17 protein-coding genes are annotated in these 19,916 nt (G+C 73.4%); 5 read left to right on the forward strand and 12 right to left on the reverse strand.

All coding sequences use genetic code 11. The features are described 5' to 3' along the window. Positions 1-7: 7 nt before the first annotated feature. Genes V2S66_RS16390 through V2S66_RS16400 form a run of 3 tightly spaced genes read right to left on the reverse strand, consistent with a single transcriptional unit; the run spans position 8 to position 3,230 of the window. Complete coding sequence (locus V2S66_RS16390) at positions 8-1,597, reverse strand: AAA family ATPase (RefSeq protein ID WP_330796068.1); 1,590 nt, start codon at positions 1,595-1,597, stop codon at positions 8-10. Positions 1,598-1,649: 52 nt separating this feature from the next. Beyond that, positions 1,650-2,372 carry a Flp pilus assembly protein CpaB gene (cpaB, locus tag V2S66_RS16395; protein WP_330796069.1) on the reverse strand — a complete coding sequence of 241 codons (723 nt, stop codon included), beginning with the start codon at positions 2,370-2,372 and terminating at the stop codon, positions 1,650-1,652. A gap of 12 nt (positions 2,373-2,384) precedes the next feature. Continuing rightward, entirely contained in the window at positions 2,385-3,230 is an 846-nt protein-coding gene (locus tag V2S66_RS16400; RefSeq protein WP_330796071.1) for a hypothetical protein, read from the reverse strand. Between the two features lie 270 nt (positions 3,231-3,500). Here V2S66_RS16400 and V2S66_RS16405 point away from each other — a divergent pair, with 270 nt between their 5' ends. Beyond that, positions 3,501-5,054, forward strand: a complete 1,554-nt coding sequence (locus tag V2S66_RS16405) for a chitinase (protein WP_330796073.1) — start codon at positions 3,501-3,503, stop codon at positions 5,052-5,054. Positions 5,055-5,168: 114 nt separating this feature from the next. Here the strand turns inward: V2S66_RS16405 and V2S66_RS16410 are convergent, their stop codons facing one another. Genes V2S66_RS16410 through V2S66_RS16420 form a run of 3 tightly spaced genes read right to left on the reverse strand, consistent with a single transcriptional unit; the run spans position 5,169 to position 7,536 of the window. Then, positions 5,169-5,612, reverse strand: a complete 444-nt coding sequence (locus V2S66_RS16410) for a RidA family protein (protein WP_330796075.1) — start codon at positions 5,610-5,612, stop codon at positions 5,169-5,171. Further along, entirely contained in the window at positions 5,609-6,385 is a 777-nt protein-coding gene (locus V2S66_RS16415) for an IclR family transcriptional regulator (RefSeq protein WP_330796077.1), read from the reverse strand. Before V2S66_RS16415 ends, V2S66_RS16410 begins: the two co-directional genes overlap by 4 nt. Then, positions 6,382-7,536 carry a sugar kinase gene (locus V2S66_RS16420; protein WP_330796080.1) on the reverse strand — a complete coding sequence of 385 codons (1,155 nt, stop codon included), beginning with the start codon at positions 7,534-7,536 and terminating at the stop codon, positions 6,382-6,384. Before V2S66_RS16420 ends, V2S66_RS16415 begins: the two co-directional genes overlap by 4 nt. A 167-nt stretch (positions 7,537-7,703) precedes the next feature. Between V2S66_RS16420 and V2S66_RS16425 the strand changes: the two genes are divergently transcribed. Then, the gene (locus V2S66_RS16425) at positions 7,704-9,071 is read left to right on the forward strand and encodes an alanine racemase (protein ID WP_330796082.1); all 1,368 of its coding nucleotides are present in this window, start codon (positions 7,704-7,706) and stop codon (positions 9,069-9,071) included. 77 nt (positions 9,072-9,148) lie between these two features. On the opposite strand, the gene trhA is transcribed toward V2S66_RS16425, so the two are convergent. Next, positions 9,149-9,847, reverse strand: coding sequence for a PAQR family membrane homeostasis protein TrhA (gene trhA, locus V2S66_RS16430; RefSeq protein WP_330796084.1), 699 nt, complete (start codon positions 9,845-9,847; stop codon positions 9,149-9,151). A 241-nt stretch (positions 9,848-10,088) separates the two neighbouring features. Here trhA and V2S66_RS16435 point away from each other — a divergent pair, with 241 nt between their 5' ends. Then, positions 10,089-11,912, forward strand: coding sequence for a phosphoenolpyruvate carboxykinase (GTP) (locus tag V2S66_RS16435; protein WP_330796086.1), 1,824 nt, complete (start codon positions 10,089-10,091; stop codon positions 11,910-11,912). A 76-nt stretch (positions 11,913-11,988) separates the two neighbouring features. Here V2S66_RS16435 and V2S66_RS16440 read toward each other — a convergent pair whose 3' ends face one another. From V2S66_RS16440 to mca, 5 genes are all read right to left on the reverse strand, one after another. Continuing rightward, on the reverse strand, positions 11,989-13,200 hold the full coding sequence (locus V2S66_RS16440) for a pyridoxal phosphate-dependent aminotransferase (protein WP_330796087.1): 1,212 nt from the start codon (positions 13,198-13,200) through the stop codon (positions 11,989-11,991). A gap of 67 nt (positions 13,201-13,267) precedes the next feature. After that, complete coding sequence (locus tag V2S66_RS16445) at positions 13,268-14,869, reverse strand: N-acyl-D-amino-acid deacylase family protein (RefSeq protein WP_330796088.1); 1,602 nt, start codon at positions 14,867-14,869, stop codon at positions 13,268-13,270. A 205-nt stretch (positions 14,870-15,074) separates the two neighbouring features. Further along, a complete protein-coding gene (locus V2S66_RS16450) occupies positions 15,075-17,105 on the reverse strand; it encodes a thioredoxin domain-containing protein (protein ID WP_330796089.1) in 2,031 nt (676 codons plus the stop codon). Positions 17,106-17,367: 262 nt separating this feature from the next. Further along, complete coding sequence (locus V2S66_RS16455; RefSeq protein WP_330796090.1) at positions 17,368-17,664, reverse strand: hypothetical protein; 297 nt, start codon at positions 17,662-17,664, stop codon at positions 17,368-17,370. Positions 17,665-17,679: 15 nt separating this feature from the next. After that, entirely contained in the window at positions 17,680-18,552 is an 873-nt protein-coding gene (gene mca / locus V2S66_RS16460) for a mycothiol conjugate amidase Mca (RefSeq protein ID WP_330796091.1), read from the reverse strand. 118 nt (positions 18,553-18,670) lie between these two features. On the opposite strand from mca, the gene V2S66_RS16465 reads away from it, so the two are divergent. Further along, positions 18,671-19,123 (forward strand): DUF4307 domain-containing protein, encoded by a 453-nt coding sequence (locus V2S66_RS16465; RefSeq protein WP_330796092.1) that lies wholly within the window; start codon positions 18,671-18,673, stop codon positions 19,121-19,123. Between the two features lie 215 nt (positions 19,124-19,338). After that, positions 19,339-19,836, forward strand: a complete 498-nt coding sequence (gene greA, locus V2S66_RS16470; protein ID WP_330796095.1) for a transcription elongation factor GreA — start codon at positions 19,339-19,341, stop codon at positions 19,834-19,836. The last annotated feature ends 80 nt before the right edge of the window (positions 19,837-19,916 follow it).

Consider the following 19,916-nt stretch of genomic DNA (forward strand, 5'->3'; position numbering starts at 1 on the left):
GGCGGCGTCATGGGGTGGGGTTTTCGTCGACGGTGCGGGCGTGGCCGTGGATGTGGAAGGGGAAGTCGATGGCGCCCGGGAAGAGGACGGGGACCTTGAGGGTGACGGTGGCGTCGACCTGGCCGTCGGTGCGGCCGGCCTGGACCTTGGCGTCGCCGGCCCACGCGCCGGGCAGATCGCTTCTGGCCGCGGCGTCGGCGGCGCCCTGGGCGTCGGCGGAGACGGCGGCGGCGCGGGCCGCCTGGTCGGCGGCGTTGCCGGCGAGGGTGAAGGTGTAGCCGGCGAGCACCGCCTGCCAGACCAGGATCAGCGTGATGAGGATGATCGGCGTCATGCCGAGTGCCTCCAGGGTGACCTGGCCGCGGTCGCGGTCGGCGCGGCGCGGTTTCCTGCCGCGCGGCGCGGGCAGCGCGGCGCCCTGGACGATGCCGAGCTCCGCGGCGAGCGACCAGAGGCCGGCGCGCACGGTCGAGCGGGCGTCGAGGTCGTGGAGGCGGCCGGCGTCGACGACCGCCTGGAGCTCGCGGTAGGCGGAGGGGACGACGGACGCGGCGATCCTGGTGCCGGTGATCCGGCCGATGAGCGAGGGCTGGATCTCGCTGCCGCGGCTGTGCCGGTTGACCACCGCGGTGGTGTCCTGCGGCTTGCGGATCTGCAGCCGGTCCCACATGCGGACCATCCGCTTGGCCGCGCGGACCGCGATCACGTCCGGGGTGGTGACCAGCACGGCGGTGTCCGCGGTCTCCACGGCGACCGCGTTCGCGCTGGTGACCTGGGTGCCGCAGTCGACCACGACGACCTCGTAGCGCTGCCGGAGGGCGGCGAGCACGAGCCGGGCGGCGCGGTCGGTGACGTCCTCGCCGCGTTCGCCCTCGGCGGGGGCGAGCAGCAGGGCGGGGCCGGCCTCATGGACGTACATCGCGTCGTGCAGGACCCGCGAGGAGACGTCGGCGATGTCCGCGAGGTCGGCGATCGAGCGGCGGAACTGCACGTCGAGGTAGGAGGCGATGTCGCCGCCCTGGAGGTCGAGGTCGACCAGTGCGGTGGAGTGGCCGGACGCGTGGGCGGCGAGGGCGAGTTGGATGGCGGTGACGGTGGTGCCGACGCCGCCCTTGGCGCCGGCGACGGCGACCAGGGTGCCGCCGGCGACGGCGGGCAGCGCCGCCGTGCCGGGCCGTCCCGGGCCGAGGTGCCGGCGCACCCCGACCGCCCAGGCGGCCGCGGCCTCCACGCGGGCGCCCAACTCCTCGTAGGCCAGCGGCAGTCCGATGACGCCGCGGGCGCCGGAGTTCATCGCGGCGGCGAGCATCGCGGGGCTGCCGTCAGCACTGAGCAGCACGACTCCGGTGGCGGGGAAGCGCAGCGAGATGTCCCTGACCAGGTCGAGCGCGGGCAGCGGGCCGATGCCGTCGTGCACGACGACGACTTCGGGCAGCTCGTCGAGGCCGGTCTCGGCGGCCCGCGCGAGGGCGTCCAGCAGCGCGGCGGAGTCGGCGAGGGTGCCGCCGGGCTCGACGCCGGGGAGCTGCGCGAGCAGTCCGACCAGCGCGCGTGCGGTGTCCGGGTCGCCGGTGCCGGCGATGATCCGTACGGTCACGGCCGCCACCCTCTTCCCGCCGCGGGCCGCTGCCCGGGTGTGCGCCGCGCGTTCATCGGGCGGCTCCTGTGCCGGCGTCGCCGGCCAGCGTGTAGCTGCGGTCGCCGGGCGGCGGGGCCGCGGTGTCGCCGGGGGCGACCAGCGCGAGCCGGACGTGGCGGGCGAACGACTCGGCGAACGCGACCCGTTGGGCGTCCTCGGCGCCGAGCGCGAAGGTGATGGGGACGCCCTGGGTGGACAGCCGCTGCGCGTCCTGGTCCTTGTCGAACGCCTTGATCTCGCCGACGTCGATGACCTGCGCGCCGGCGACGATGATCTTCGAGATGTCGGGGTCGCTGTCCTTCTTGCCGGCGAAGGTGGCGAAGATGTTGACCCGGGAGCCGGGGGTGATCTTGCCGGCGACGCCGGTCTCCGCGTCGATCATGATGGCGATCTCCATCTGCCCGGACCTGAGTTCGGGCCGGTCGGCCACCATGTCGGACTGCAGCAGCGAGCCCTTCTTCAGCGGCACCGCGGCGATCTTCCCCTGGAACTCGCCGGTGTCGCGTATCGCGGTGTCGGGCAGCCAGCGCTTGGGCACCGATATGCGGTGCACCTGGGCGGGGGTCAGCGCCGTGTACGCCGGTACGTCGGCGCCGAGTTCGTACGCGGTGACCTTCGGCCCGACCTGCGACCGCGCGTCGCTGACGACGGCGAGCACCCCCGCGAAGGCGGCCACCGCGCACAGCACGGAGACCACCAGGAGGACGGCACCACGGCGCTGACGTGAGTTCATGTGCGGGCGGACCTATCGCTTGTGGGGTTCGAGTTGGGGACGGCGCGGGGTCTCCACCGCCCGGCCCGACGGCGCGGCGGCGTGTTTGGCCGCGGTGCCCCGGGTCAGCCGGGTGGCGCAGAACAGGCACTGGTCGCCGATGACTTCGAGCCCGCACCAGGTGCAGGTGTCACGCCGCACGGAGGTGACGAGCTGGTAGAGCATGCCGACGTCCGCGATGTACGCGGTGAACTCGACCAGCCGCGCGGTCCCCCACCAGGCGGCGGCGTCCGGCTGAAGCGGCACCTCGCGGACGTGCTGGGTGCGCCAGGCGGTGGCGAGCGGGCCGGTGATCCAGGACGCGTCGAGGCCGGTGCCGGCCATCGCCAGCTGGGTCTGGTACGCGGGGCCGGGCGGCACGGAGGCCGGGTCGGCCGGTCCGAGGTACGGCTCGGGGTGCGCGATCGCCGCGAAGTGCCGCCCGGGGACGAGGGACTTGACGTGCGCGCCGACGCCGACCGGGATGCGGTCGAGTTTGGCGACCGAGCCGAGCAGCGCGCCGGAGTGCAGGTAGTGGGCGAGCAGCCGGGCGGCGCCGGCGAGCACGCCGGGGCCGAGGTCGGTGCCGGACAGCTGACGCAGCTGCTCGCCGAGCAGGGTGCGGGCCAGCGGCGGCAGGGCGAGCGGGACGATCGCGATCCGGTCGGCCTCCAGTGCGGAGCGCACGGTGTGCAGCCGGCGCCGCGCCGGATCGGCGGGGTCGTCGGGGGCGAGGGCCACGATGTGGCCGAAAGCGTCCAGCGTCGCGGAGGTCCTCATCACCTGGTCCTCCAGCGGCAGCGCGAGGTCGTCGGCGGTGACCGTGATGACGCTCGGCATGCGAGAACCTCCCCATCTCCGCCCGGCGCAGCCGTGCCCGACGGGCTGGTGAGCCCGGCCGACCTGGCGATTCGCGTGCGTCAGCTTATCGATGTGTAGCGACCTGGGTGCGGAAAGTCGCGCATCGGACTCGGTGAACGACCGGTGTCCACCAGAGGTCTTGACAACCCGATTGGTCTGGACCAACTTTCTCCCTGAGAGGACCTTCCCCGTGTTCATGCCACCCAGCACTCACGCCACCCCCCAACTCCTTGCCCCCAGGAGGCAGTCGTGGAACGTGCATCGCACGCGAATCAATCGGGCCATGCCAGGAGCAGATCAACCGCCCTGCGGCGGGCCGTCGCCGGGCTGAGCGCCGCCGCCGTCATCGGCGGCGGCATCGCCCTGGTCAACTCCGGTGCGGCAGGGGCCGCGACCACCAACCTGGTCGCCAACCCCGGCTTCGAGAGCGGACTTTCCAACTGGACGTGTTCGGCCGGCTCCGGCGCCGCCGTCTCCAGCCCGGTGCACTCCGGCGCCGGCGCGCTCAAGGCCACCCCGTCCAGCAGCGACACCGGCCAGTGCACGCAGACGATCAGCGTCCAGCCCAACTCCCAGTACACGCTGAGCGCGTACGTGCAGGGGTCGTACGTCTACCTCGGCGCCACCGGCACCGGTGGCACCGACCCGTCCACCTGGACGCCGAGCGCCTCCTCCTACAGCCAGCTCAGCGTCAGCTTCACCACCGGCGCGAGCACCCACTCGGTGACCGTCTACACGCACGGCTGGTACGCGCAGCCCGCCTACTACGCCGACGACGTGACGCTCTCCGGCCCCGGCGGCACCACCACCACGCCGCCGACCACGCCCCCCACGACGCCCCCCACCACCCCGCCGACCACGCCCCCCACGACGCCGCCGACCACTCCGCCGACCACGCCCCCCACCTCGCCGCCCGCCACCGGGCTGCCCAAGCACGTGGTGACCGGCTACTGGCAGAACTTCAACAACGGCGCGACCGTGCAGACCATCGCGCAGGTGCAGAGCCAGTACGACATCATCGCGGTGGCCTTCGCCGACGCGACGACCACACCGGGCGCGGTCTCCTTCACCCTCGACCCGTCGCTGGGCTACAGCGTGGCGCAGTTCAAGGCGGACATCGCGGCCAAGAAGGCGGCCGGCAAGAAGGTGATCATCTCCGTCGGCGGCCAGAACGGCACCATCTCGATCCGTGACTCCGCCTCGGCCACCAACTTCGCCAACAGCGTCTACTCGCTGATGCAGACCTACGGCTTCAACGGCGTCGACATCGACCTCGAGAACGGCATCGACAGCACCTACATGCCGCAGGCGCTGCGCGCGCTGAGCGCCAAGGCCGGCTCCGGCCTGATCATCACGATGGCCCCGCAGACCATCGACATGCTCTCCGCGGGCAGCGACTACCTGGCCACCGCACTGAAGGTCAAGGACATCCTGACCATCGTCAACACGCAGTACTACAACAGCGGTTCGATGAACGGCTGCGACGGCGGCGTCTACAGCCAGGGCAGCGTCGACTTCATCACCACGCTGGCCTGCACCGCCATCCAGGCCGGCCTGTCGCCGTCCCAGGTCGGCATCGGCACCCCGGCGTCCACCAGCGCGGCCAGCTCCGGCTACGTCAGCCCGAGCGTGGTGAACAACGCGCTGGACTGCCTGGCCAAGGGCACCGGCTGCGGCAGCTTCCACCCCGCCACCACCTGGCCGGGGATCGGCGGCGCGATGACCTGGTCGACGAACTGGGACGCGTCGGCCGGCAACACCTGGTCCAACGGCGTGGGCCCGCACGTCCACGCCATGTCGTGACCCGCCGCCCCCGCTGAAGGGGCCGGCACCGCCGAAACGCCGGGCCCCGGGGGACGTCGACCGTCCCCCGGGGCCCGGACCACGCGCGGTGCGCCGCGGCGCACCGGCGGCGCGTCAGCCCAGCACGGCCAGCGCGTCGATCTCGACCAGCAGCCCGGCCGGCAGGCCCACGTAGACCGTGGTGCGGGCCGCGGGGGGCTGCTGCAGGCCGGCGAAGTAGTCGTTCCACAGCTCGTTGAACTCCGCGAAGTGCGCGGTGTCGGTGAGGTAGACGCGGATCATCAGCGCGTCCTCCCACGTCGCGCCGCCCGCCTCCAGCACCGCCCGAACGTTGGCGAGCGTCTGCGCCGTCTGCTCGCGCAGCGTCGGCCCGGCGGGCGTCGGCGGCTCGCCCTCGCGGGCGGGCAGGAAGCCGACCTGCCCGGCGACCTGGAGGATGTTGCCCTTGCGGACACCGTGCGAGAACCGCGCCGGCGGCACGGTGTGCGTGTCCGGGGTGATCGCGGTCTTCGGCAGGTGCGGCAGTCGGCCGGGGTTGTACTCGGGCAGCTCGCTCATCGTGGTGCGTCCTCGGATGCGGTACGGACAGGGGTGGCGCCGGACAGCTCCGCGCTGATCGCCTCCGCGGTACGGAGGATCAGCGGGCGCAGCCGCAGCAGTTCGCCGGCGGTGACGACGACGTTCGGGGCCGAGACGGACATCGCGGCGCGGACTCGGCCGTCGGGGCCGCGCAGCGGCGCGCCGACGCAGTTGATGGACTCCTCGTGGCCGCCCAGGTCGGCGGCCCAGCCCTGCTCGCGCACCCGGGCCAGCTCGGCGAGGAACGCGGCGGCGTCCGTGGTGGAGCGGGCGGTGTAGCGGGGGTAGTCCAACCGCTCGGCGACCGCGCGCCGTTCGGCCTCCGGCAGGTCGGCGAGGAGCAGCTTGGCGACCGCGGCGACGGTGATCGCCACCGGGCGGCCGACCCGCGAGTACATCCGGACCGGGTAGCGGCTGTCCACCTTGTCGATGTAGACCACCTCGCCCTGCTCGTACACCGCCAGATGGACGGTGTGGCCGGTGCGCTCGTTCAGCGCGGCCAGGTGCGGGTGGGCGATCTCGCGGATGTCGAGCGCCTCCACGGCCTGCTGGGCGAGCGCGAAGAGGGCCGCGCCGAGCCGGTAGCGCTGGTCGCGCTGGCGGTAGACCAGGCCGTGGTCGTGCAGGGTGCGCAGCAGCCGCAGCGCGGTGGACTTGTGCACGTCGAGCCGGGTGGCGACCTGTTCGAGCCCGGCCGGGCCCTCGGCCAGCAGCGGCAGGATGCGCAGCGCCCGGTCCAGTGTCTGGCTCACCCGTCCGCCCCCCGCACCCCGTCGCCGCCGGTCCAGCCCGGCGCCAGCCGCAGCGACCGCCACGCCCGGTCGTCCAGCCCGGCCAGTTCGTCCAGGCGGGCGCGGGCCGGGGGCGCCGCCAGGTCGCCGGGCACGGTGAGGGCGGCGGCCGCCATCAGGTGGCCGTGGCGCAGCCGCAGGACCGTCGGCAGGCCGCGCAGCGTCGCGGACAGGTACCCGGCGGCGAAGGCGTCCCCGGCGCCGACGTGCGCGACCACGTCCACGGCGGGCGCCGGCATCTCGGTGCGGCCCTCGGCGGTGAAGGCGACCGCGCCGGCCGCGCCGCGCTTGACCACCAGCGCCGCCGGCTCCGGCAGTGCGGCGCGCACCGCGTCGGCGTCGCGCAGACCCCACGCCGCCTGCGCCTCGTCCTCGCCGACGAAGACCAGGTCGCAGCCGCGGGCCAGGTCGGCGAGCAGCCACGGATCGGCGCCCTGCCACAGCGCGGGCCGGTGGTTGACGTCGAAGGAGACCAGCGGGCGGCCCGGCTCGGGGTGGGTGAGCCGGCGCATCAGCGCCCGGCAGGTCGCGGAGAGCGCGCCGGTGATGCCGGTCAGGTGCAGCACCCGGCCCGACCACGCCTCGCGGCGCCGCACCAGCGCGGGCGACAGCGCGGACGCCGCCGAGCCCTTGCGGTAGTACGCCACTTCGGGCCGCGGCGCCGGGATGCCGCCGGGCGCGGCGGCGAGCGGTGTGGTGACGCGTTCGCCCGCGGTGCGGAAGTACACCCCGGTGGGACGGCGCGGGTCGCGCTGGACGGCGCTGACGTCGACGCCGGACGCGGCGATCTCGGCCAGCAGGTGGTCGCCGAAGCCGTCGTCGCCCACCCGGCTGATCCAGCGGGCGGTGTGCCCGGCGCGGGCGAGGGTGCAGGCCACGTTGGACTCGGCGCCGCCGATGGAGCGCCGGAACGCCGGCACGTCGGCGAGCGGACCGGGCTGCGAGGGCACGAAGGTGACCATGGACTCGCCGAGCGCCACCACGTCGACCGTCCCGCGCGGGCCCGCCGCGCGGGCGGGAGCCGCCCCGCCCGCCGCCTCGGGCCGCACGCGCTCGTCGGGCTGCTCGGGCTCGTCGGGCCGCTCGCGCTCCTCGGGCATCTCGCTGCACATGCCTTTCGTCGGGTTCTCCGGCGGCCGGGCCGCCGTTGACCTGGTGCCGGACCGGATGTTAAACAGCTTGAAGCAGCATACGCAATGACCGTTGCACTGTGCGCAACGCCATGCGACGGCATGCGACGGCATGCGAACGACGGCACGAACGAGCAGGCGGAGGCGGCATGGACGGCGGGACGGGCGGGGCGAGGAGCGGGGCGTCCGGCAGGGCCACGGGCGGGGCCGACGGCGGCGCCACCGGTGGCGCCTCGGCCATCGGCGCGCGGGTGGCCGAGCTGGGCCGGGAGCGGGTGGACCACCGGTTCAAGGGGCTGCCCCCGGACGCCGAGGGCCTGACCGTCGACGAACTGGCCGCCCAGCGGCGGAACCTGTTCGAGGGCGGCTTCACCACCCCGGTCCTGGCACTCTCCGCGCCGTCGCTCGCGCACAACCTCGACCTGCTGGAGCACTACACCGCCGCGCACGGCCTCGCCTTCGCGCCGCACGGCAAGACCTCGATGGCGCCGCAGCTCTTCGCCGACCAGCTGGCCCGGGGCGCCTGGGGCATCACGGTCGCGGTCCCCCACCAGGTGCGGGTCTGCCGGGCGTTCGGCGTGCCGCGGGTGTTCCTGGCCAACGAGGTGGTCGACGCGGCGGCGCTGCACTGGCTGGGCGGCCTGCTGGACGCGGACCCGTCCTTCGAGCTGGTCGTGTACGTCGACTCGGTGCGCGGCGTCGAGCTGATGGACACGGCCCTGCGGGCGGCCGGCACCCGGCGGCGGCTGGACGTGGTGGTGGAGCTGGGCACCGCCGAGGGCGCGCGCACCGGCGCGCGCGGCGAGGCGGCGTGCGAGGCGGTCGCCGAGGCCGTGGGGCGGACCGGCACGCTGCGCCTGGTCGGCGTCGCGGGCTACGAGGGCGAGGTGCCGGCCGCGCAGCCGGACTCCGTACGGGCCTATCTGCGCCGCCTGGTGGCGCTGGCCGAGGGCCTGGACAAGGCCGGGCACTTCGCGGACGCGGACCGGATCGTGGTGAGCGCGGGCGGCTCGGCGTGGTTCGACGCGGTCGCCGAGGTCTTCGCGGACGTCCCCGAGCTGTCCGCGCCGGTGCTGAAACTGCTGCGCTCGGGGGCGTACGTCACGCACGACGACGACCACTACCGCAGGCTCACGCCGTTCAACCGGGTGCCGGAGGAGGGCGCGCTGCAACCGGCCTTCCGGCTGTGGGCGCAGGTGGTCTCGCGGCCCGCGCCCGGCCAGGCGTTCCTGAACGCGGGCAAGCGCGACGCGCCGTACGACCTGGGGCTGCCGACCCCGGTGGCGGTGCGCTCGGCGCGGGACGGCTCGGTCCGCACGCCGGCCGAGGGCACCGCGGTGGCCAAGCTCTCCGACCAGCACGCCTGGCTGTCGCTGCCGGCCGACGAGCCGCTGGAGGTGGGCGACTGGGTGGCGCTGGCGCTGTCCCACCCGTGCACGACCTTCGACCGGTGGCAGCTGATCCCGGTGGTCGAGGAGGGCGGCGCGGTCACCTCGTACGTCCGGACGTTCTTCTGACCGGACCCGGCACGCCGTAGCCGGCACGCCGCGACACGCCGCCCCCCGCGCGCGGCGTGTCGCGGCGTGTCGCCGCGTCAGGCGTGGGTGTAGGCGACCAGCGAGATGCCGATGTAGTGCACGATGAACGCGGCCAGCGTGAAGGAGTGGAAGACCTCGTGGAAGCCGAACCAGCGCGGTGACGGATTGGGCCGTTTGAAGCCGTAGATGACCGCGCCCAGGCTGTAGAGGACACCGCCGACGACCACGCAGACCATCACGGCGACGCCGCCGGTGCGCAGGAAGTCCGGCAGGAAGAAGACCGCGACCCAGCCGAGGGCGATGTAGCAGGGGGTGTAGAGCCAGCGGGGGGCGCCCACCCAGAAGACCCGGAAGGCGATGCCGGCCAGCGCGCCCGCCCACACCAGCCACAGCAGCAGCTCGGAGGTGGCGCCGGGCAGCAGCAGGATCGTCAGCGGCGTGTAGGTGCCCGCGATGATCAGGAAGATGTTGGCATGGTCAAGTCGGCGCAAAATTCCGGCGCCGCGCGGGCCCCAGTTTCCGCGGTGGTACAGGGCGCTCACACCGAACAGCGCGCACGCGGTCACGGTGAAGACGGCGCACGCGATGCGCCCCCGGGTGCTCTGCGCGAAGGCGGTGAGCACCACGCCCGAGATGAGCGCCGCCGGGAACATTCCGGCGTGCAGCCACCCTCTGAGCTTGGGTTTTACGAGTTGTGGCACGTCGGCGAGGTTCTCGGCGGGGGTCACCTCGTCAGTCTCGTCCACGTCGGTCATAGCGTCAATCCTACCTACGCGACCGTAAGTTACCCGTAAGTAGATACGCCGCCGCCCGAGTGGTGATGGTCACCTTCGGCGCCCTGGACAGAATCATTTGAAGCCCCCCACACTCATATGAGTGCGGTCGGTACCGGATGAGCACTCCACGAACGCGTCCGGGCCGCAGCCCCCAAGGGGCCGAGACACAACCCTCAACTTGCGACGCCGGTCTGTGCGGACCCGGCGGGACGGAGCGATCGTGGCGCGCGGCAATGCGGCTCCCACCAATCACCAGGACCTGATCAGCTGGGTCGGCGAGATCGCCGGACTCACCCAGCCCGACGAGATCGTGTGGTGCGACGGCTCGGAGGAGGAGTACCACCGGCTGGCCGGACAACTGGTCGACCAGGGCACCTTCACCCGGCTCGACCCCACCCTGCGGCCGGACTCCTACCACGCCGCCTCCGACCCCACGGACGTGGCGCGCGTCGAGGACCGCACCTTCATCTGCTCCGAGCGCGAGCAGGACGCGGGCCCGACCAACCACTGGAAGGCCCCCGCCGAGATGCGGGAGATCTTCCAGGGCGCGGGCGAAGGCGCCGGGGGGCTCTTCCGCGGCTCGATGCGCGGCCGGACCATGTACGTGGTCCCGTTCTGCATGGGCCCGCTCGGCTCGCCGCTGTCCGCGATGGGCGTGGAGATCACCGACTCCGCGTACGTCGCCGTCTCCATGCGCACCATGACGCGGATGGGCCAGGAGGTGCTGGACGAGCTGGGCTCCGACGGCGCCTTCGTCAAGGCCGTGCACTCCGTCGGCGCGCCGCTGGCCGAGGGCGAGAGCGACGTGCCCTGGCCGTGCAACAGCACCAAGTACATCTCGCACTTCCCCGAGGACCGCGAGATCTGGTCCTACGGCTCCGGCTACGGCGGCAACGCGCTGCTCGGCAAGAAGTGCTACGCGCTGCGCATCGCCTCGGTGATGGCCCGTGACGAGGGCTGGCTCGCCGAGCACATGCTGGTGCTCAAGCTGACGCCGCCGCGCGGAGAGGCCAGGTACGTCGCCGCCGCCTTCCCCTCGGCCTGCGGCAAGACCAACCTCGCGATGCTGGAGCCGACCGTCTCCGGCTGGACGGTGGAGACCATCGGCGACGACATCGCGTGGATGCGGTTCGGCGAGGACGGCAGGCTCTACGCGATCAACCCGGAGGCCGGGTTCTTCGGCGTCGCCCCCGGCACCGGCGAGCACACCAACGCCAACGCGATGAAGACGCTGTGGGGCAACGCCGTCTTCACCAACGTCGCGCTCACCGACGAGGGCGACGTGTGGTGGGAGGGCATGACGGAGGAGCCGCCGGCCCACCTGACCGACTGGAAGGGCGACGACTGGACGCCGGACAGCGACACGCCGGCCGCGCACCCCAACGCGCGGTTCACCGTGCCCGCCGCCCAGTGCCCGACCATCGCGCCCGAGTGGGAGGACCCCCGCGGCGTGCCGATCTCCGCGATCCTCTTCGGCGGCCGCCGCGCCTCGGCGGTGCCGCTGGTCACCGAGTCCTTCGACTGGCAGCACGGCGTCTTCCTCGGCGCCAACGTCGCCAGCGAGAAGACCGCGGCGGCCGAGGGCAGGGTCGGCGAGCTGCGCCGCGACCCGTTCGCGATGCTGCCGTTCTGCGGCTACAACATGGGCGACTACTTCGGCCACTGGGTCGGCCTCGGCAAGCGGCACGACCCGGCGAAGCTGCCGAAGATCTACTACGTCAACTGGTTCCGCAAGGACGCCGCGGGACACTTCGTGTGGCCCGGCTTCGGCGAGAACAGCCGCGTCCTGAAGTGGATCGTCGACCGCCTCAACGGCACGGCGCAGGGCGTCGAGTCGCCGATCGGCATCCTGCCGGCGCCCGGCGCCCTCGACACCGCGGGCCTGGACCTGTCGGCCGCGGACCTGGAGCTGCTGCTCACCGTCGACCGGGAGGTCTGGCGCGAGGAGGCCGCGCTCATCCCGTCCCACCTGGAGACCTTCGGCGACCACACCCCGCCCGAGCTCTGGGACGAGTACCGCGCCCTGGTCGAGCGCCTGGGCTGACGCCGGCGGCGGGGCGCGCCCGACGGCGCGCCCCGCCGGAACGCCGCGTCGCCGGAAGGCCTCGCCCGCGCGGGCGTCAGGGCTGGCTGTAGCCGTCGAGGAAGCGCCCGATGCGGCCGACCGCCGCGGTCAGGTCCTCGGCGCGGGGCAGCGTGACGATGCGGAAGTGGTCGGGCTCGGGCCAGTTGAAGCCGGTGCCGTGCACGATCATGATCTTCTCGGACCTGAGCAGGTCGAGGACCATCTGCCGGTCGTCCTTGATCTTGTAGACCTGCGGGTCGAGCCGCGGGAAGGCGTACAGCGCCCCCTTGGGCTTCACGCAGGTGACGCCGGGGATCGCGGTCAGCGCCTGGTAGGTGGCGTCGCGCTGGGCGCGCAGCCGGCCGCCCGGCAGCACCAGCGAGTTGATCGACTGATGGCCGCCCAGCGCGGTGGCGATCGCGTGCTGCGCGGGCATGTTCGCGCACAGCCGCATGTTCGCCAGGATGGTCAGGCCCTCGATGTAGCTGCCGGCGTGCGACTTGGGGCCGCACACCGCCATCCAGCCGCTGCGGTAGCCGGCCACCCGGTACGCCTTGGACAGGCCGTTGAAGGTGAGCGTCAGCAGGTCGGGGGCGATCGCCGCGGTCGGCGTGTGGGTGGCGTCGTCGTAGAGGATCTTGTCGTAGATCTCGTCGGAGCAGACGACCAGCCGGTGCCTGCGCGCGATGTCGGCGAGGCCCCGCAGCATCGCGTCGTCGTAGACCGCGCCGGTCGGGTTGTTCGGGTTGATGATCACGATCGCCTTGGTGCGGTCGGTGACCTTGCGCTCGATGTCGGCGAGGTCCGGCATCCACTCGGACTGCTCGTCGCAGCGGTAGTGCACCGCGGTGCCGCCGGCCAGCGAGACCGACGCCGTCCACAGCGGGTAGTCCGGCGCCGGGACCAGCACCTCGTCGCCGTCGTCGAGCAGCGCCTGCATCGACATCTGGATCAGCTCGGAGACGCCGTTGCCGAGGTAGACGTCCTCGACCTCCAGCGGCACGTTCTTGGTCTGGTAGTGCTGGACCACCGCGCGCCGCGCCGAGAGCAGGCCCTTGGCGTCCCCGTAGCCGTGCGCGTCCTTCAGGGAGCGCAGCATGTCCTCGAGGATCTCCGGCGGGCATTCGAAGCCGAAGGGCGCCGGGTTCCCGGTGTTGAGCTTCAGGATCCGGTGTCCCGCCGCCTCCAGCCGCATCGCCTCCTCCAGGACCGGGCCCCGGATCTCGTAGCAGACGTTCGCGAGCTTCGTTGACTGGATGACCTGCATGCCGGTCACACTACGGGCAGGTCACGCGGACCGCTCGGTGTTTTCCGCCACGTGGGACGGGGCCCGCTCAGCTCCCCGTACGGGCCGGGGTCCGGCGGACCGAGCGGCCCGGCAGCTCCCCGGTCCGGCGCCCCCCGTCCATGACGAACCGGCCGTCGACCAGGACGTACGGGATGCCCGTGGGCAGCGTGCGCGGCCGCTCGTAGGTCGCCCCGGCGGCGACGGTGGCCGGGTCGAACAGGACGAGGTCGGCGCGGTACCCCTCGCGGACCAGGCCGCGGTCGGGCAGCCGCAGCCGGGCCGCGGGCCGCCCGGTGAGGTGGGCCACGCACTCCTCCAGCGGCAGCACGCCCAGCTCCCTGCTGTAGCGGCCGAGGTACTCGGGGAAGGTCCCGTACGCCCGCGGGTGCGGCTTGACGCCGTGCAGGATGCCGTCGGAGCCGGCGGTGTGGGCGCGGTGCCGCATGATCGTGACGACGTTCGGCTCGTCGCCGACGTGCTGCAGGATCGTGGTGGCGAGCCGGTCGGCCAGCAGCAGCGCGCGGGCGGTGGCCCAGCCGTCCAGCCGGGTGCCGACGTGCGCGGCCAGAGCGGCGTCCGCGCCCTCGCCGACGCCGGAGACCTCGATGGTGTCCCAGTCCATCGGCACGCCGTGGCTGCCGTCGGAGCCCTCCACCTCCAGAGCGTGCCGGACCCGTTCCGCGGTCGCGTCGTCGCGCAGCCGCGCGAGCGTCGCCTCGGGACCGCCGGCCGCCGCCCAACTGGGCAGCAGCGCCGCCAGCGTGGTGCAGCCCGGGGTGTACGGATAGCTGTCCAGGGTCACGTCGGCGCCCGCGTCGAGCGCCCGGTCGAGCAGCGCGAGGAGTTCGGGGGCGCGGCCCTTGTTGACGCCGAAGTTCATCGTGGCGTGCGCCAGGTGCAGGGCGCAGCCGGAGAGTTCGGCGACCGCGAGCATCTCCTGGTACGCGGTGAGCGCCCCGGCGCCGTAACTGCGGTGATGGGGGCAGTAGTAGCCGTCGTAGTGCGCCACCACCCGGCACAGCTCGGTGAGTTCGGCGTCCGAGGCGTACATCCCCGGGGTGTAGGTGAGCCCGGAGGACATGCCGACGGCGCCCTCCTGGAGCCCCCGGGCGACGAGTTCGCGCATCCGGTCCAGCTCGGCGGCGGTCGGCGGGCGGTCGTCGAAGCCCATCACCAGGGCGCGTACGGTGCCCTGCGGGACGAGGTAGGCGGCGTTCACGGCGATGCCGCGGTCGAGCCGGTCGAGGTAGCCGCCGACGGTCCGCCAGTCGAAGTCGACGTCGCGGCCGTCGCCGTTCCAGCCGGCCAGCTGGGTGCGCAGCGCGGCCAGCACGGTGTCGTCGGCGGGGGCGTAGGACAGGCCGTCCTGGCCGAGCACCTCCAGCGTCACGCCCTGGGCGGCCTTCGCCTCGTGGCCGGGGTCGCGCAGCAGCGCGAGGTCGCTGTGCGCGTGCATGTCGATGAAGCCGGGCGCGAGGGCGAGACCGTCGGCGTCGAGGGTGCGCCGCCCGGTGGGACGGCCGCCGCCCGTGCCCCCGCTGCGGTCGCGGATCTCCGCGATCCGGCCGCCGGACACGCCGACGTCCGCCGTGTACGAGCGGCCGCCCGTCCCGTCGATCACCCGTGCGCCGCGCAGAACCAGGTCCATGACCGGCCATTTTCCCCCAGCCGGGCGCGGAGCCGCGGGCGGGGCGGCGACGGGGGCGCGGCGCGGACCGGGCGGGCACAGGGCGGCGACCGGGCGGGGGCGGTCGCCGTCGCCGACGGACCACCGGCCGGCGGCCGGTTGCTCGCGCCGTTCCCCGCGCCCCTGATGGGCGCAACGCCCACCGCGATCCGGGCAACCGGAAACGTCAGGGCTGGGCGCGGAGTTGGGAGCGCAGGGTGCGCGGGTCGGAGGTGGGCGCGTCGCACACGAACCGTCGGCAGACATAGGCGGCGGCGCGCCCGACCCGCGTGACACGGCCCCGCAGCAGCGGGAACTCCGTCGACCCCTCCTCACCGAGGGCGACCACCGCACCGGGCGCCGCGCCCAGGAGCGCGACACGGTGCAGCTCCGCGGTGAGCGGATCGCCGATCCCGCCGACCACGGCGACCTCGCGCGGCCCGTCGAGCGCCGCCTCGGCCACCGCCAGGCCCCACCCGATGAACCGCGGCGCGCGCGGCGCCAGCGCCCCGACCACGCCGAGCGCCTGTTCCGCCGCCGCGCGGTGCTCCTCGGAGCCGGTGTGCGCGGCGTACGACAGCAGGGCGCCGGCCGCGGCGGTCCAGCCGGAGGGCGTCGCGTTGTCCGTCGGGTCCTGCGGGCGCCGGATGAGCGCCTCCGCGTCGTCCGCGGTGTCGTAGAGCGTGCCGTCGTCCGCGGTGAAGTGCCCGAGCACGGAGTCGAGCAGCAGCCCGGCGAAGTCCAGCCAGACCCCCTCGCCGGTGACCGAGGCGAGCGCGAGGAAGCCCTCGGCGACGTCGCCGTAGTCCTCCAGCACCCCGTCGTGGCTGCCGGCGACGCCGTCGCGCGAGGTGCGCAGCAGCCGGCCGCGCTGGTCCAGGTGCACCCGCACCAGCAGGTCCGCGGCGTCGACCGCGGCCTGGACGAGGTCGGGGCGGTCGAAGTACGCACCGGTCTCCGCGAGCGCGGCGATGGCCAGGCCGTTCCAGGCCGCGACCACCTTGTCGTCCCGGCCGGGGCGCGGGCGGCGGGCGCGGGCGGCCAGCAGCCGGTCGCGTACGGAGGCGACCCGGTCGGCGTCCACCATGCCGTTGCCCTGCGGGAGTTGCAGGACCGAGGCGCCCTCCTCGAAGGTGCCGGCCGCGGTCACGCCGAAGTACCCGGCCGCGAACTCGCCGTCGGCCGCTCCGAGTTCGGTGCGCAGCTGCTCGGGCGTCCAGACGTAGTAGGCGCCTTCGACGTGCCGTCCGGTGCCGTCGTCGCTGTCGGCGTCCAGCGCGGAGGCGAAACCGCCCTCGGGGGTGCCGAGTTCGCCGATCATGAAGTCGGCGGTCTCCAGCGCGACGCGGCGCGCGAGGTCCGAGCCGGTGGCCCGCCACAGGTGGGCGTAGACCCGTAGCAGCAGCGCGTTGTCGTACAGCATCTTCTCGAAGTGCGGGACGACCCACGCGCGGTCGGTGCTGTAGCGGGCGAAGCCGCCCGCGAGCTGGTCGTAGATGCCGCCGCGGGCCATCGCCTCACAGGTGTCGCGGGCCATCTGCAGTGCGCCCTCGGCGCCGGTGCGGGCGTGGTGGCGCAGCAGGAACTCCAGCGCCATGCCCGGCGGGAACTTCGGCGCGCCGCCGAACCCGCCGCGCCGCGCGTCGTACTCCCGGGTCAGCCCGGTCAGCGCGGCGGCCAGCTCCTGCTCGCCGGCGGCGGCGGAGGCGGTGTACGCGCCGGCCCGCTCGGCCAGGTCCCGCACGATCCGCGAGGCGACCTCGGCGACCTCCTCACGGCGGTCCCGCCAGGCCGCGACGACGCCTTCGAGGACGTCGCGGAACCCGGGCATGCCGCTGCGCGCGGTCGGCGGGAAGTACGTCCCGAAGTAGAACGGCTCGCCGTCCGCGGTGAGGAACACCGTCATCGGCCAGCCGCCCTGCCCGGTGGCCGCCTGCACGGCCTCCATGTACACGGCGTCGACGTCGGGCCGCTCCTCGCGGTCCACCTTCACCGACACGAAGTGCTCGTTGAGATACGCCGCCAGCGCCTCGTCCTCGAAGGACTCGTGGGCCATCACATGGCACCAGTGGCAGCTGCTGTACCCCACGCTCAGCAGCACCGGCACACCGCGCTTGCGCGCCTCGGCGAAGGCGTCCTCCCCCCAGGGCCACCAGTCAACCGGGTTGTCGGCGTGCTGCAGCAGATAGGGCGAGGTCGCGTCACCGAGTCGGTTCACCCGCCCACTTTCTCACGCCCCGCCGCCCCCTGGGGCCCGCGCCGAACCCGGTGTCACACCGCTCCCGGCAATCCTCCGCGTCGGGCTCCCCGGCATCACAGGACAGGAGGCCGAACCCAGCAGTGCCGGGCCTGTCCCCCGGCCCCCGACCCCACAACCGACCTCCCCCGCCCCCCGAGAACGAACCCGGGCCGGGGCGGCCAGGCGGCGGTCGAGCGGTCAGGCGATGGGGCGGTCGGGCGGTCGGGCGGACCCGGAGGCCCTACTCGGCGGCGGGCCTGTCCGACGGTTCGGCCACGGGGTCCGCCGGAGCCTGCGCCGCGGCGGCGACCGCGGCCCGGTGCGCGGCGAGTCCCGCCCGCGGCTTGGCGGCAGGACCCGGCGGCTCCTCGAAGTCGATCTTCTTCATCTGCTTGCCCATGTTCTTCATCAGCGCCCACAGGGCGAGGGCGATGACGGCGAAGATCACGAATCCGAGGAGCCCCGGCGTCACCTTGTTGTCGTCCAGCTCCTGAGCGGCGAGCGGGACGAGCTGGTGGAGGGCGTGGGTCTGGGTCACGCCCCCCATTGTCCCCTAGGCGCCGCGGACGCCCGCAAAGAGGTCGTCCTCGGGCAGCGAGACGTCCACGCGGGACTTCGCCAGCTCGTAGTCCTCGGTGGGCCAGACCTCGCGCTGCACGTCCATCGGCACCCGGAACCAGCCGCCGTCGGGGTCGATCTGGGTGGCGTGGGCGAGCAGCGCCTTGTCGCGGATCTCGAAGAAGTCCGCGCACGGCACGTGGGTGGAGATGGTGCGTTCGGGGCGGGCGAACTCGTCCCAGCGCTTGAGCCACTCCCCGTACGGGGACTCCAGGCCGCGGGCGAGCAGCGCCTCGTGCAGGGCGAGGGTGCGCTGCTTGTTGAAGCCCTGGTTGTAGTAGAGCTTCAGCGGCGTCCAGGGCTCGCCGGCGTCCGGGTAGCGCTCCGGGTCGCCCGCGGCGTCGAACGCCACCATGGAGATCTTGTGGGTCATGATGTGGTCGGGGTGCGGGTATCCGCCGTTCTCGTCGTACGTGGTGATCACGTGCGGCCGGAACTCGCGGATGAGCCGCACCAGCGCGCCCGCCGCCACGTCGACGTCCTGGAGGCCGAAGCAGCCCTCGGGCAGCGGCGGCAGCGGGTCTCCCTCGGGCAGCCCGGAGTCGACGAACCCCAGCCACGCCTGGCGCACCCCCAGGATCTGGCGCGCCTCGTCCATCTCCTTCGCCCGTACCTCGTGGATGTGCTCCTCGATGTAGGGGTCGCCCTGGAGCCTGGGGTTCAGCACCGAGCCCCGCTCGCCCCCGGTGCACGTCGCCACCAGTACGTCCACCCCCTCGGACACGTACTTGGCCATGGTGGCCGCGCCCTTGCTCGACTCGTCGTCGGGGTGGGCGTGGACGGCCATCAGTCGCAGCTGCTCAGTCAAGGCGAAATCCTCAAGTCTCCCGTTTTCGGGCCCCCTCCGTCGGCCCGGAGGGCGCATCTTATAGTGACCGAGTGAGGGGACGAATAATTCCGCGCTCCCCTGACCCGGAGGAATGATCATGACGGCCGTGCAGTCAGGCCCGCCGGAATCGCCGGCCGCCCCGCCGAAGGGCCGCTACGGACCCGGCGACCGGCGCTTCGGCCAGAACGCCGACGCCCGCGCCGACCGCAAGCTCAAGGTCGCCGCCGGGGTGCTGGGCGCGCTGGCCGCCGTCGGCATCGGCTGGTACGGCTGGCACACCGTCGCCGACAGCGGCGTCAGCGCCCAGGTGGTGGCCTTCAAGGTGGTCTCCGACCAGGCGGTGGAGATCCATCTGGAGGTCCACAAGGACGCCGGCGCCGTCGCGGTGTGCACGGTGCGCTCCGAGGACGCCGACCACGGCGAGGTGGGCCGCAAGGATGTGCGGCTGGCGCAGCACGCCGAGCAGGTCGACACCGTGGTGACGGTCCGCACCACCGCGCGCGGCACCACCGGCGAGCTGGTGAGCTGCGGCAGCGCGCCACGCGGCTGATCTTGACGGCTTACCCGCTCCCTTCGACCCCCGGTAATTGTTAGGCTCGTGGTTTCGTCCCGGCGGCCGGTGGCAATGCAATTGTTCACCGGGTCCGTTCCCACAACGGCCGTCGGCGACCCACCGCCGGCCGTGCCTTCACACGGCGGCGCCACCGTCCCGCGGACAGCCCGCGGGACCGGCCTACGGCTCGACAGTACCGACGAGGAGCACCAGTGACCCAGACCAGCGACAACGTCACCTGGCTCACCCAGGCGGCGTACGACCAGCTCAAGGCCGAGCTGGAGCATCTGTCTGGTCCCGCGCGCGCCGAGATCGTCGCCAAGATCGAGGAAGCCCGCCAGGAAGGCGATCTCAAGGAGAACGCCGGGTACCACGCGGCGCGCGAGGACCAGGGCAAGCTGGAGCTGCGCATCAGGCAGCTCAACCAGATCCTGGAGACCGCCAAGGTCGGCGAGGCCCCCGCGGACACCGGCGTGGTCGCGCCGGGCATGGTCGTCACCATCGCCTTCGACGGCGACCCGGACGACACCATGACCTTCCTGCTCGGCTCCCGCGAGGGCGTGAGCAGCGACCTCGACACGTACTCCCCGCAGTCGCCGCTCGGCCGCGGCGTGGACGGGAAGAAGAAGGGCGAGAAGGCCACGTACGAGCTGCCGAACGGCAAGCAGGCGTCGGTGACGGTCCTCGACGTCAAGCCGTACCAGGGCTGAACCAGGGCTGAGCACAGGCTGAGCTGAGCACCACCGCACGACCGGGCCCCGGCCGCCGTTCTCACGGCGGCCGGGGCCCG

The sequence above is a fragment of the Actinacidiphila polyblastidii genome (assembly GCF_036353415.1).
GTDB classification, from domain to species: domain Bacteria; phylum Actinomycetota; class Actinomycetes; order Streptomycetales; family Streptomycetaceae; genus Actinacidiphila; species Actinacidiphila polyblastidii.